The following is a 12,851-nucleotide window of genomic DNA, read 5'->3' as shown; positions in this document are numbered from 1 at the left end:
GAGCAGTTCCCCGCGCCCCTCAAAAGCGGGGCTGCGCCCACGCTTTCAGGAGCGCGAAACGAGACGGTGGCCCGCCCCCTCGGACGGGGGCGGGCCACGCCTGGTGGAACTGGGTCTACCGGGCGGTGCTCAGCGACCGTTCGCTGCGCCGCGGCGACGCAGGGCGAACATGACGCCGGCGCCGGCCGCCACGAGCGCGGCCGCTATCCCGGCGATGGCACCGGTGTTGGAGCTGGAGCCGGTCTCGGCGAGGTTCGAGTCGCCGCCCGCGGGAGACGGGGTGCTGCCGCCGGCCGACGCGGCCGGGGTGCTCTCCGACTCCGAGGGCGCCGGGGACTCCGGCTTCGCGGTGACGGGCGAGGAGGGCTCGTCGGACGGGGACGGGGTGGCCGGAGGCGTCGACGGCTCCTCGGACTTGCAGGCCTCGGACGGGGTGACGAGGTTCGGCTTGATGTCCTCGTCGACCTGCTTGCCGGCCTTGACGTGGATCCGGTACTCCGCGTTCGGCTTCCAGTCCTCTGAGAAGTCGATGGTCACGCCCTCGCGGGAGCCCTTGACCTCCTGGGTGCCGACGAGCTTCTCGTCCGCGCCGTTGGACTCCAGGAAGACAGTGACCGTGGCCGCGACGCCGGTCGGGTCCTTGTCGGTGACGCTGATGACACCCTTGGCGCCGTCGCACTTGGCGACGGCCGAGAACTCACTGATGTTGCAGGCGAGCGCGTTGCCGGCGAGGCCGAGCGTGAGCGCGGCCGAGGCGGAGGCAACTCCGAGAATGCGCACGGAACGTGCGGTACGGCGAGATATGGACACGATTGCCCTTCACGGGATGCACAAACGAGGGGGGTGGGGGAGTGGCTGCGAAGAAGCAGCAATCCCAGACGCCTCACAGGTTTATTGGGCCACGTCTCGGGTTGTCAATCCGTCTGTCCGTCTTGACCCTCGGCTTTAGCTTTCATTTACATGAGCCAACCGGATGAGTGCCTCCGGTGCCTCCTCGATCCGGTCGACCAGCGCGATCCGGGACTCCATCGAGCGGTCGCGGGCGAGCGCCTGGAGCAGGGGCCAGGTGGGCAGCCGTTCAGTCCAGTGCGCCCGGTTCACCAGCACCATCGGGGTGGGTTCGCCCCGGGACTCGTAGTAGTTGGGGGTCGCGTTGTCGAAGATTTCCTGGACCGTTCCGGCGGCGCCGGGCAGGAACACCACACCCGCGTTCGAACGAGCCAGCAGGCCGTCCTCGCGGGTGGCGTTGGCGAAGTACTTGGCGATGTGCGAGGCGAAGGCGTTCGGCGGCTCGTGCCCGTAGAACCAAGTGGGGATCCCCACGGAGGTGTTGCCCTTCGGCCAGCGAGTGCGCACCTCGAAGGCGGCGCGCGCCCAGTCGGTCACCGACGGCACGAACGACGGTGACTTCGCGAGGAGTTCGCACGCCTCGTGCAGCATGGTGTCGTCGTACGGGGCCGCGTACGCGCCGAGGTTCGCCGCCTCCATCGCGCCGGGGCCGCCGCCCGTCGCAACGGTGAACCCGGCGCGCGCGAGCGCACGGCCGAGCCGGACGGCGCTGTCGTACGCGTCCGTGCCGCGCCCGAGCGCGTGGCCGCCCATCACGCCCACCACCCGTGTGCCGCGCAGGAGTTCGTCGAGGGCGTCGGAGATCGCGTCGTCGTGGACGGAGCGCAGCATCGACGCGTAGATGTCGCCGTCGGTCTTCGTCTGCTGGAACCAGGCGTACGCGAGGGCGTCCGGCGTCTCCTCGTACCCCTTGTCGAGCGAGGCGAACAGCTCGTCGGGCCGGTAGAGATGACCGCGGTACGGGTCGAAGGGCAGGCCGGGGAGCGGCGGGAAGACCAGGGCGCCGTCGGCACGGACCTTCGCCGCGGCGTTCTCCCGCATCGGACAGCCGAGGAATACGGCGCCGGTGGCGTCGCTCGCCAGCAACTCCTTTGTACGGTCCGTCAGATCGACGCACTGGACACGGAAGCCGGCGAGGGTGCCGCGGGACGAGACGACTGCGTCGAACTCCTCCAGCGTCTCGATCTCACGGTCGTTGTGGTGGGCCGCATGGGCGGGGCTCGTCTGCACCCGCCCATGCTAAGCACGGCCGGTTCAGCCCTGGACGACCGCCGGGTCCATCCACATGACCTCCCAGGTGTGGCCGTCCGGGTCGTCGAAGGCGCGGCCATACATCTGGCCGTAGTCCTGGGGATCGCGGGTCTCCGAACCGCCCGCCGCGACCGCCTTGTCGACCAGCTCGTCCACCTTCTCGCGGCTCTCGGCGCTCAGACACAGCAGCACCTCACTGGTCTTCGTCGAGTCCGCGATCTCCTTCTTCGTGAAGTCCGCGTAGCGCTGCTTGTTCAGCAGCATCGCGACGATCGTGTCGCTGATCACGACGGACGCGCAGTTCTCGTCCGAGAACTGCTCGTTGATCGTGTAGCCGAGCTCCGTGAAGAACTTCTTGGAGGCGTCCACGTCGGTCACGGCCAGGTTCACGAAGATCATCTGCTGGTACATATGAGGTCTCTCCCATCGCGTGATGTGCTGTTCGGAGGGGTAGACCGGGGGGTCGTCGAAAAGTCATCGGCGTCCCGTGAACTTTTTCGGGCGAGTTCTTCGGGTGAGCCGTCAGCGGGTCAGTGGCAGCGCGGCCAGCTCGGCGACCGCCCAGGTCAGCGGGCCGAAGACGGCGAGCAGGGCACCCGTGCGGAGGGCGGCGGCGCTGCGCAGGGCCGTGGCGGGCGCCCCGAGCCGCAGCAGGGCGGCCGTGGTGTCGGCGCGCGCGTTCCTCGCCTCCACCGCGGCGGTCAGGAGCGTCGCGACGGCGCACCCCGCGACGAGCAGCGCGCCCAGGGTGGTGAGCGGCCCCACGTCGGGGCGCGCGCGGCCATAGAGCACGGCCATGGCGTACGCCCCCGACGCCACCGCGCACACCACGCCGAGCGGGCGCCCGATGCGGGCCGCCTCCTCCATGAGCACGCGCCCGGCGAGCAGCCGCAGGGCGCCCGGCCGCACGGCCTGGAGCAGCCTGCCGCAGAGGTGCGTGATCGCGGGCCCGGCCAGCGCGAGACCGAACGCGGTGAGCGCCCAGCCCACCAGCACACCGAGGGGTCCGACCGAGAAGCCGCCCGGCAGCTCGGGTCCCGCGAGAGCCGGGGACGTACGGCCGGCGTACGTCTCCACGGCGAGCCCGGCCGCCAGGACCGCGGCGCCCCAGGGGAGGCCGGAGGGGGCGGGGAGAGGGGCCGGAGGGTGTTGGGGGTCCAGCGGGTCCATGGGGTGGCGGGTGCGGCCGGAGAACCCGGGGCCGTCGTTGCTGCCGGGGCTGCCGGGGCTGTCGGGACGCAGTGAGGCGGTGCGGTGGTCGGGCGCGTCGTGACCGTTGTGCGCGGGTGAGTCGGCGGTGGCGTGGGTGGCGGCGAGCTGCTCGCCGCCGGGGCGGCCCTCGACCCTCGCGCGGGCGCGCGCGCCGGAGCGGCGGGGAACGTCGAGCGCCGCGGCGCTGGTGGACGCCTCCGGGCTGCCGTGCCCGGTGTGCGCGGTGCGGCCGGTGGTGTCCTGCCGGGAGCTGCCCCGACCCTCGGAACCCCCCTGACCCTCGGAACCCTCCCGACCCCCGGAGCCGCGAGGGCCCCCCGAACCGTCCGGGCTCTCCGAGCGAGGGCCCGCCTTCGCCTCCGTACGCGTCCCGAAGCGCCCGTACGCGCCGAAGCCGACGCGCTCGACGGAGCGTCCGTATCCGCCGAAGCCGCTCAGCCGTCCCGGCCGTCCGCCCGTGGTGAAGCCGCTCGGCCTCGGGCCCCGTGGCCGGAGCACCGCCGCACTGGCCGCCGAGGCGATGATCGGTACGAGGGCCAGCAGGGTGAGCGCGGCCGGGAGGGGCAGCGGCTCGTCCGCGGCGAGGAGGTCGGCGGCGTCGCCGTCGAAGGGGAGGCCGGTCAGGTCGCCGCGCAGATGCAGGAAGAAGAGCAGGGCGACCATCGAACCGAGCGTGCAGGACACGGCGGTCGAGATCGCCGCGAGGGCCGTCAGCCGGGCGGGGCCGAGACCGAGCGCCGACAGCCCCTGCCGGGGACGGGTGGCCGGGTCGGTCCGGGCGACCGCCACCGCGAACTGCACGGTCGCGGCGAGCGGCGCGACACACCAGGCCAGCCGCAGCACGGCCGCGCCGGACGCGTCCGGGTGCCCCATCGCGTACCCCAGGGTGCACAGCAGCAGGAAGCCCGTGCCCGCCGACGCCGCCGCGACCAGGAGCCTGCGGAGCTGGACGGCGGGGCGGGCCCCGCGCGCTAGACGGAGAGCGAGCACGCGGCCCGGCCTTCCGCGCTGTCGGACACCGGCGGCAGATGGACGGTGTTCACGCGCCGCCCGTCGAGCAGTGACACCGTGCGGTCGGCGAGGGCCGCGGTGTCCGCGTCGTGCGTGGCCAGCACGACGGTGATCCCGTGCGAACGGGCCGCCGTCGTGAGCGTACGCAGCACATGGGCCCGGTCGGCGCGGTGCAGCGGGGCGGTGGGCTCGTCGGCGAAGAGCACGGTCGGCGCGGGGGCCAGGGCGCGGGCGATGGCCACACGCTGTCGCTCGGCGTGCAGAAGCGCGTGCGGGCGTTTGCGGGCGCAGCCGCCGATGTCGAGGCGGTCCAGCCACTCCAGGGCGGCGGTCTTGGCGCGGCGGCGCGAGACACCTCGCAGCATCAGGGGCAGGGCCGCGTTCTCCCAGGCGTTCAGCTCAGGGACCAGGACCGGCGCCGGGTCGATCCAGGCGAACCGGTCGCGGCGCAGCCGCTCGCGGGTCAGCGGACCCATGGTGTGCACCGGCGTGCTGTTGAACCAGACCTCGCCCTGTTGCGCCTGCAACTGCCCGGACAGGCACTGGAGGAGGGTCGTCTTGCCGCTGCCGCGCGGACCGCCGACGGCAAGGATCTCGCCCTCGCGAACCCCGAGCGAGACGCCGGTGAGCGCGGGCGAGCCGTTGTGGTTGACGTGCAGGGCGCGTGCCCACAGCACGTCGTTGTCCGGCGGAGCCACCATGGCGTACACCTCGGTTCAGATCAGAAATGCCGTGCGGAGTCCCCCTTCCGGGGGAACGAAGGCAGGGCCGATCGGTCACTGGGCACGCTAGGTAGTCGGGGCCGGGAGGCCGGACAGCACGCGGCCCCGGGCCGCCCATTCTCACTCGAACGGGCGCCACCGGGGCCGGTGTTGATCACAGATTCAGCTCATCGGAGCCATGTCACGATCAGAGCTTCGCCCACGCCTCCGTCAGCACCTGGCGGACGATCCCCTCGATCTCGTCGAAGGTCGACTGGTCGGCGATCAGCGGCGGCGAGAGCTGGATGACCGGGTCACCGCGGTCGTCGGCGCGGCAGTAGAGGCCGTACTCGAAGAGCTTCTTGGAGACGAAGCCGTAGAGCACGCGCTCCGACTCCTCGTCCGTGAAGGTCTCCTTGGTGGCCTTGTCCTTCACGAGCTCGATGCCGTAGAAGAAGCCGTTGCCGCGGACGTCGCCGACGATCGGCAGGTCGTGCAGCTTCTGGAGGGTGGAGAGGAACGCCCCCTCGTTGTCCAGCACGTGCTGCGTGAGGTTCTCCCGCTCGAACAGGTCGAGGTTGGCGAGACCCACGGCCGCCGACACCGGGTGGCCGCCGAAGGTGTAGCCGTGCAGGAAGGTGTTGTCGCCCTTGTAGAACGGCTCGGCGAGCCGGTCCGAGATGATGCACGCGCCGATCGGGGAGTAGCCCGAGGTCATGCCCTTGGCGCAGGTGATCATGTCCGGTACGTAGTCGAACTTGTCGCAGGCGAACATCGTGCCGAGGCGGCCGAAGGCGCAGATGACCTCGTCCGAGACGAGCAGTACGTCGTACTGGTCGCAGATCTCGCGTACGCGCTGGAAGTAGCCGGGCGGCGGCGGGAAGCAGCCGCCGGCGTTCTGCACGGGCTCCAGGAAGACCGCGGCGACCGTCTCCGGGCCCTCGAAGAGGATCTGCTCCTCGATCTGGTCGGCGGCCCAGCGGCCGAAGGCCTCGGGGGAGACGCCGGACCCCTGGTCGAGGAACGAGGGGGCACGGTAGATGTTGGTGTTCGGGACCTTGTGGGCGCCGGGGACCAGCGGCTCGAACGGTGCCTTCAGGGCGGGCAGGCCCGTGATCGACAGGGCGCCCTGCGGGGTGCCGTGGTAGGCGACCGCGCGGGAGATGACCTTGTACTTGGTCGGCTTGCCCTGCAGCTTGAAGTACTGCTTGGCGAGCTTCCAGGCGGTCTCGACGGCCTCGCCGCCACCCGTGGTGAAGAAGACCTTGTTCAGGTCGCCCGGCGCGTAGTTCGCGAGGCGCTCCGCGAGCTCGACGGCCTTCGGGTGGGCGTAGGACCAGATCGGGAAGAAGGCCAGCTCCTGCGCCTGCTTGAACGCCGTCTCGGCCAGCTCCCGGCGGCCGTGGCCCGCCTGGACCACGAACAGCCCCGCGAGACCGTCGAGGTAGCGCTTGCCCTTGTCGTCGTAGATGTACGTGCCCTCGCCACGGACGATCGTGGGGACGGGAGCGTTCTCGTACGAGGACATGCGGGTGAAGTGCATCCACAGGTGGTCGTACGCGGTTCGGCTGAGGTCCTTGGTGGTCACGGCTATCGGGTTCCCCACATGTAGGTCTGCTTCTTGAGCTTGAGGTAGACGAAGCTTTCGGTGGAGCGCACGCCGGGCAGGGCCCGTATGCGTTTGTTGATGACGTCCAGCAGGTGGTCGTCGTCCTCGCAGACGATCTCGGCGAGGATGTCGAACGAGCCCGCGGTCATCACCACGTACTCGACTTCCGGCATGGCGGTCAGCGCGTCCGCCACGGGCTCAAGGTCGCCGTCGACGTTGACGCCCACCATCGCCTGCCTGCGGAAACCCACGGTGAGCGGGTCCGTGACGGCGACGATCTGCATCACGCCCTGGTCGAGCAGCTTCTGGACGCGCTGGCGCACGGCCGCCTCGGAGAGGCCGACGGCCTTGCCGATCGCGGCGTAGGGCCTCCGGCCGTCTTCCTGGAGTTGCTCGATGATGGCGAGGGAGACGCTGTCCAGTGAGGGAGTGGTGTTCCCCGACCGGGTGTCTCGGGAGCCCTTTGGCTCTGCGCTGCGACTGGACACGTGCTCACTGTGCATGAGGCATCAGCAGTTCCGCAAGAGTTGATTGATGAAATTCGTTGTCTGCGCGGCCTACATGTGCGGATTTCGCAGTTCTGAGGCGATCGGGGGTGTTGAAAACGTGGGGCGCGGGACTAGGGTGGGTGTCTCAGTGATTGGACATCCGACTGGAGGGCCGGCAGTGAGCACCGAGCTGCGTCGTCTGCGCAATTACATCGACGGAGAATTCCGCGATGCCGCCGATGGACGGACCACCGACGTGGTCAACCCCGCGACGGGCGAGGCCTACGCCACCGCGCCGCTGTCCGGTCGGGCCGACGTCGACGCCGCGATGGCAGCGGCCGCCGCGGCCTTCCCGGCCTGGCGCGACCAGACCCCGGCCGAGCGTCAGAAGGCCCTGCTCAAGATCGCGGACGCCTTCGAGGAGCGGGCCGAGGAGCTGATCGCGGCCGAGGTGGAGAACACCGGCAAGCCCATCGGCCTCACCCGGTCCGAGGAAATCCCGCCCATGGTCGACCAGATCCGCTTCTTCGCGGGCGCGGCGCGCATGCTGGAGGGCCGCGCGTCCGGTGAGTACATGGAGGGCCTGACCTCGATCGTCCGCCGCGAGCCGGTCGGCGTCTGCGCGCAGGTCGCGCCGTGGAACTACCCGATGATGATGGCCGTGTGGAAGTTCGCCCCCGCGCTCGCGGCCGGCAACACGGTCGTCCTGAAGCCGTCGGACACCACTCCCGCCTCCACGGTCCTGATCGCCGAGATCATCGGCTCGATCGTCCCCAAGGGCGTCTTCAACGTCATCTGCGGCGACCGTGACTCCGGCCGCGCGATGGTCGAGCACCCGGTGCCCGCCATGGCGTCGATCACCGGCTCCGTGCGCGCCGGTATCTCCGTCGCCGAGTCCGCCGCCAAGGACGTCAAGCGGGTCCACCTGGAGCTGGGCGGCAAGGCGCCGGTCGTCGTCTTCGAGGACACCGACATGGCCAAGGCCGTCGAGGACATCTCGGTCGCGGGCTTCTTCAACGCGGGCCAGGACTGTACGGCCGCCACCCGCGTCCTCGTCCAGGAGTCCATCCACGACGAGTTCGTGGCCGCGCTCGCCAAGGCCGCCGCCGACACGAAGACCGGTATGCCGGACGACGAGGACGTGCTGTACGGGCCGCTCAACAACCCGAACCAGCTCAAGCAGGTCACCGGCTTCATCGAGCGACTGCCCGCCCACGCCAAGGTCGAGGCGGGCGGCCACCGCGTCGGCGACAAGGGCTACTTCTACGCTCCGACCGTGGTGTCGGGGCTGAAGCAGGACGACGAGATCATCCAGAACGAGGTCTTCGGCCCGGTCATCACCGTCCAGTCCTTCTCGGACGAGGCACAGGCCGTCGCGTGGGCGAACGGCGTCGAGTACGCCCTCGCCTCCTCCGTCTGGACCAAGGACCACTCGCGCGCGATGCGCATGGCCAAGGTCCTCGACTTCGGCTGCGTCTGGATCAACACCCACATCCCGCTGGTCGCGGAGATGCCGCACGGCGGATTCAAGAAGTCCGGCTACGGCAAGGACCTGTCGGCGTACGGGTTCGACGACTACACGCGGATCAAGCACGTGATGACGTCCATCGAGGGCTGACGGGCCGGCGGGCCGACGGTTCGCGGCTGACGGAGTGAACGGCACGGCCCCGGGCGGGAGTTGATCCGCCCGGGGCCGTGTCGTGTCGTGCCGTGTCGGTCGCTCGGTCGGGTGGCTGGTTGGGCGAGTACGTGTCGGACGGCCTGGGTGAGTACGAGTCAGACGGTCCCCGTGAGTACGAGTCCGGCGGCGCTCTGCTCTGCGTCGGCCCCCTTCTCGCTCTTGTCGCCCTTCTCGTTCCTGTGCTCCTCGCGGCCGCCGCAGTCCGGGGGCCAGGGCCGGTCGCCCTTGCCGGGCGGCTCGTCGGGCGGGACCGGGAAGTCGACGCCGATGTCCTCCAGGATGTGCTTGCAGGCCTTCACGGCCTTCCGGAACTCCTTGGAGACCGGGTCGGGGCGGCTCGCCCGGTCGCCCGCGTCGATCCGTACGCGTACGCCGTCGCCGTCGTCCGCCGTGTGGATGACGATGTCGGGGAAGTCCTCCAGACCGTTGTCGCGCACGCACTCGGTGAACTCGCGGGATGCCTCGTCCTGGCGTTTCCAGTCGGTCGAACCGCTCGGGTCGTCGTCCTTCGGGGGTTCCGACGACGATCCGCCGCCCGACGGTGCGGACGGGTCGGCCGCGACGGCCTGGCCCGCGTACACCCCGCCGAGTGTGACGGCGGTGATCAGGGCGCAGGCCGCGGCCAGCCGGCGGTGCCCCTTCGTCGTACTTCGCATGAGGATCCTCCTGGTGCGTCTCTGGAGTACGTCTCGGGAGTGCGTCTCCTCGAATCACCTCAGCGCGTGGGCGGTTACGGCACGGGAACGGGTGCTCTTACCGCCCTGTTACCGCCCGGCGGGCACGCTGGCCGCAGGGTTCGCAGCAGCCGGAGACGCAGCCGGAGATGCCGATGCGCGTATTGGTGGTCGAGGACCACGAGGAGCTCGCCGAGACCGTCGCGGCGGGACTGCGCAGAGAGGGTATGGCCGTCGACATCGCGCTGGACGGCCATGCGGCGCTGGAGCGTGCCACGGTCAACGGCTACGACGTCGTCGTACTCGACCGTGACCTGCCCGGGCTGCACGGAGACCGGGTCTGCCGGGCCCTGGCCGAGGGGGGCAGCCGGGCGCGGGTACTGATGCTGACCGCGTCCGGCACGGTCGCCGACCGCGTCGCGGGGCTCGGGATGGGTGCCGACGACTATCTGCCGAAGCCGTTCGCGTTCACCGAACTCGTCGCGCGTATACGGGCGTTGGGGCGCCGTGCCCAACCCGCGCTGCCGCCGGTTCTGGTCCACGGCGATCTGCGGCTCGACCCCGCGCGACGGGTGGCGTCCCGCAACGGCAGCCAACTCCCGCTCAGTCCCAAGGAGTTCGCGGTCCTGGAGCTGCTGATGGGTGCGGGTGGGGCCGTGGTCTCCGCCGAGGAACTGCTGGAGCGGGCCTGGGACGAGGCGGCCGATCCGTTCACGCAGACCGTGAAGGTGACGGTCAGCCGACTGCGGCGCAAGCTCGGAGAGCCGCCGTTGATCGAGACGGTGGCGCAGGCCGGGTACCGGGTATGAGTGAGCGTCCTGGGCTCCCCGGGGTGTGGCGGATCCGCGGCCGGAAGAGCATGCGCAGACTGCGGGGCATCCGGGGACCGCAGAGCATCCGGTGGCGGCTGACGTTGGTCTACAGCGGGCTGTTCGTGGTGGCGGGGGCGGTGCTGCTGGCCCTCACGTACACCCTCATGTCAGAGCGCGGCGGACAGGTGTCGGTGACCAGGCCCGATGTGCCTGCGCCGGGGGCAGGGGTGCCCGACGTCCGGGGGTACGTACGTGAGCAGCTGGTCGCCCAGCGCAGCGACCAGCTGCATCAGCTCTTCGTCGAGTCGGGGGTCGCCCTCGGCGTCATGGCGTTGGCCTCGCTCCTGCTCGGGTGGCTGGTGGCCGGGCGGGTGCTCGCGCCTCTGCGGAGCATGACCGGGGCGGTACGGCGGATCTCCGCGGACGCTCTGCACCGACGGCTCGCGGTGGCCGGGCCGGCCGACGAACTCAAGGACCTCGCCGACACGTTCGACGATCTGCTCGCCCGGCTGGAAGGCGCCTTCGAGGCGCAGCGGCGGTTCGTCGCCAACGCGTCGCACGAGTTGCGTACGCCGCTCACCCTTCAGCAGGCCGTCATCGATGTCGCGCTCGCCGATCCCGGGGCCGGTGTCGAGGCCCTGCGGTCCGCCTGTCTTCGGGTCCGGGCCGCCGGGCAGGAGCAGGAGCGGTTGATCGAGGCGTTGTTGACGTTGGCTCTCAGCCAACGGGGGGTGCCGGAACGGGAGTTCGTGGATCTGTCCGTGGTCGCGGCCGAGCTGTTGCCCGACGGCGGGCCCCGGGTGTCCGCCGAGCTCGCGCCCGCGGCGCTCGTCGGGGACCCGCAGCTGATCGGGCGGCTGGTGAGCAACCTCGTCGAGAACGCCGTGCGCCACAACGTGCCGTCGGGGGAGGGTGGTTGGGTCTCCGTCTGGACCGGGGTCGTCGATGGGCGGGCCTCCCTGCGGGTCGTGAACAGTGGGCCTGTGGTGCCGTCGGATCAGGTGGGCGTCCTGTTCGAACCGTTTCGGAGGCTGGGGGTCGAGCGGGTGCGGGCCCGGGCCCGCGAGGGTTCCGGGCTGGGGCTGTCGATCGTGGCGGCGATCGCCGCGGCGCACGGGGGTGTGGTGGAGGCGCGGGCTCGGGGGGAGGGTGGGTTGTGGGTCGAGGTGGTGTTTCCGCCCCCGCCGCCCCTACCCATTCCCGTCACTACTCGGGGGCCAGCCCCCGAACCCCCGCTCCTCAAACGCCGGAGGGGCTGACTATTAGCCCGTCCGGCGGGGGCGACAGTGTGTCGCACCCCAGCCGGACGGCTCGACGCAGCGTCCATTGCCCGCCCGGCAGGGCAAGCGGGATGCTGCCCACGTGCCAGCGAACCCGAGCCAGAGAACGCGAATCTCCCGCCGCAGCCTGCTGCGCACCCTCGGCACGGGCGCAGCCACCGCACTGGCCGCCGGTTGCGGAGTACCCGCGGCGTACGTCGCGCCCTCGGACCGTTCGAGAAGCGACCTGTCGGCCACCGACAAGCGTCTGACCTGGGCCAACTGGCCCCTCTACATCGACACGGACGACGAGAACGAGTCGAGGCGCCCCACCCTGGACGCCTTCGAGAAGCGCACCGGGATCGAGGTCACGTACACCGAGGAGATCAACGACAACGACGAGTTCTTCGGGAAGATCAGCCCCTCCCTGATGAATCATCAGGAGACGGGCCGGGACCTGATGGTGATCAGCGACTGGATGTGCGCGCGGTTCGTACGCCTGGGCTGGGTCCAGGAGATGGACCGATCCAGGCAGCCCAACGTCACCAAGTACCTGGACCCACAACTGCGTTCACCGGCCTTCGACCCGGGCCGGAGGCACACCGTGCCGTGGCAGTCGGGAATCACCGGCATCGCGTACAACCGCCGCAGGGTCGGCCGCGAGGTCCGGCACGTCTCCGACCTGTGGGCGGACGACCTCAAGGGCCGTGTCACGCTCCTCTCCGGTCTGGACGAGGCGTTCGCGCTGCTCATGCAGGGCAACGGCGTCGACATCACCAAGTGGACCGCGGACGACTTCCACACGATGTGCGACCAGGTCGAGGAACTCGTCCGCGCGGACCACATCCGCCGTTTCACCGGCAACGACTACATCAAGGACCTGTCGAGCGGCGACGTACTGGCCTGCCAGGCGTACAGCGGTGACGTGATCCAGCTCCAGGCCGACGACCCCGACATCGAGTTCGTCGTCCCGGAGGAGGGCGCCGAACTCTGGTCCGAGTCCCTGATGATCCCGAACCTCGCCCGCCACAAGGCGAACGCGGAGTCGCTCGTCGACCACTACTACGAGCCGTCCGTCGCCGCCGAACTCGCCGCCTGGGTCAACTACGTCTGCCCCGTCCCGGCCGCCCAGGACGTCCTCGCCTCCGCCAAGGACGAGGAGACCGCCGCCCTGGCCGAGGACCCGCTCATCTTCCCCGACACCGCCATGCGCAAGCGGCTCGCGATCGCACGCGACATCACGTCGAAGGAACGCACGGACTTCGCGAAGCGATGGAACGCGATCGCCGGGCTGTAGACGGGGA

12 protein-coding genes are annotated in these 12,851 nt (G+C 70.5%); 4 read left to right on the top strand and 8 right to left on the bottom strand.

All coding sequences use genetic code 11. The features are described from left to right. Positions 1-129 precede the first annotated feature (129 nt). From OG718_RS18045 to OG718_RS18015, 7 genes are all read right to left on the bottom strand, one after another. Positions 130-780, bottom strand: coding sequence for an LAETG motif-containing sortase-dependent surface protein (locus OG718_RS18045; protein ID WP_260695450.1), 651 nt, complete (start codon positions 778-780; stop codon positions 130-132). A 165-nt stretch (positions 781-945) separates the two neighbouring features. After that, positions 946-2,079, bottom strand: a complete 1,134-nt coding sequence (locus OG718_RS18040) for an LOG family protein (protein ID WP_328844594.1) — start codon at positions 2,077-2,079, stop codon at positions 946-948. A gap of 24 nt (positions 2,080-2,103) precedes the next feature. Further along, entirely contained in the window at positions 2,104-2,511 is a 408-nt protein-coding gene (locus tag OG718_RS18035) for a VOC family protein (RefSeq protein ID WP_143640694.1), read from the bottom strand. A gap of 111 nt (positions 2,512-2,622) precedes the next feature. Beyond that, positions 2,623-4,302: a hypothetical protein gene (locus tag OG718_RS18030; protein WP_328844593.1), complete on the bottom strand. Its 1,680-nt coding sequence runs from the start codon at positions 4,300-4,302 to the stop codon at positions 2,623-2,625. Then, complete coding sequence (locus OG718_RS18025; RefSeq protein ID WP_143640696.1) at positions 4,284-5,024, bottom strand: ABC transporter ATP-binding protein; 741 nt, start codon at positions 5,022-5,024, stop codon at positions 4,284-4,286. Before OG718_RS18025 ends, OG718_RS18030 begins: the two co-directional genes overlap by 19 nt. 208 nt (positions 5,025-5,232) lie before the next feature. After that, a complete protein-coding gene (locus tag OG718_RS18020; protein ID WP_143640697.1) occupies positions 5,233-6,630 on the bottom strand; it encodes an aspartate aminotransferase family protein in 1,398 nt (465 codons plus the stop codon). After that, positions 6,615-7,136, bottom strand: a complete 522-nt coding sequence (locus OG718_RS18015; protein ID WP_143640698.1) for an Lrp/AsnC family transcriptional regulator — start codon at positions 7,134-7,136, stop codon at positions 6,615-6,617. The genes OG718_RS18020 and OG718_RS18015 overlap by 16 nt, the downstream gene beginning before the upstream one ends. 163 nt (positions 7,137-7,299) lie before the next feature. Between OG718_RS18015 and OG718_RS18010 the strand changes: the two genes are divergently transcribed. After that, complete coding sequence (locus tag OG718_RS18010; RefSeq protein WP_328844592.1) at positions 7,300-8,739, top strand: gamma-aminobutyraldehyde dehydrogenase; 1,440 nt, start codon at positions 7,300-7,302, stop codon at positions 8,737-8,739. A 158-nt stretch (positions 8,740-8,897) separates the two neighbouring features. Here the strand turns inward: OG718_RS18010 and OG718_RS18005 are convergent, their stop codons facing one another. Continuing rightward, positions 8,898-9,458 (bottom strand): hypothetical protein, encoded by a 561-nt coding sequence (locus tag OG718_RS18005; protein WP_328844591.1) that lies wholly within the window; start codon positions 9,456-9,458, stop codon positions 8,898-8,900. Positions 9,459-9,631: 173 nt separating this feature from the next. On the opposite strand from OG718_RS18005, the gene OG718_RS18000 reads away from it, so the two are divergent. The 3 genes from OG718_RS18000 to OG718_RS17990 all read left to right on the top strand — a co-directional run bounded on the left by OG718_RS18000 (position 9,632) and on the right by OG718_RS17990 (position 12,844). Further along, positions 9,632-10,285, top strand: coding sequence for a response regulator transcription factor (locus OG718_RS18000; RefSeq protein WP_143640701.1), 654 nt, complete (start codon positions 9,632-9,634; stop codon positions 10,283-10,285). Next, complete coding sequence (locus OG718_RS17995) at positions 10,282-11,547, top strand: sensor histidine kinase (protein ID WP_328844590.1); 1,266 nt, start codon at positions 10,282-10,284, stop codon at positions 11,545-11,547. The genes OG718_RS18000 and OG718_RS17995 overlap by 4 nt, the downstream gene beginning before the upstream one ends. A 133-nt stretch (positions 11,548-11,680) precedes the next feature. After that, on the top strand, positions 11,681-12,844 hold the full coding sequence (locus OG718_RS17990) for a polyamine ABC transporter substrate-binding protein (protein WP_143640783.1): 1,164 nt from the start codon (positions 11,681-11,683) through the stop codon (positions 12,842-12,844). Positions 12,845-12,851 lie beyond the last annotated feature (7 nt).

The organism is Streptomyces sp. NBC_00258, from assembly GCF_036182465.1.
Classification (GTDB): Bacteria; Actinomycetota; Actinomycetes; order Streptomycetales; family Streptomycetaceae; genus Streptomyces.
Note: the sequence above shows the minus strand (reverse complement) of the source record. Positions and strands in the feature narration are given on the sequence as shown.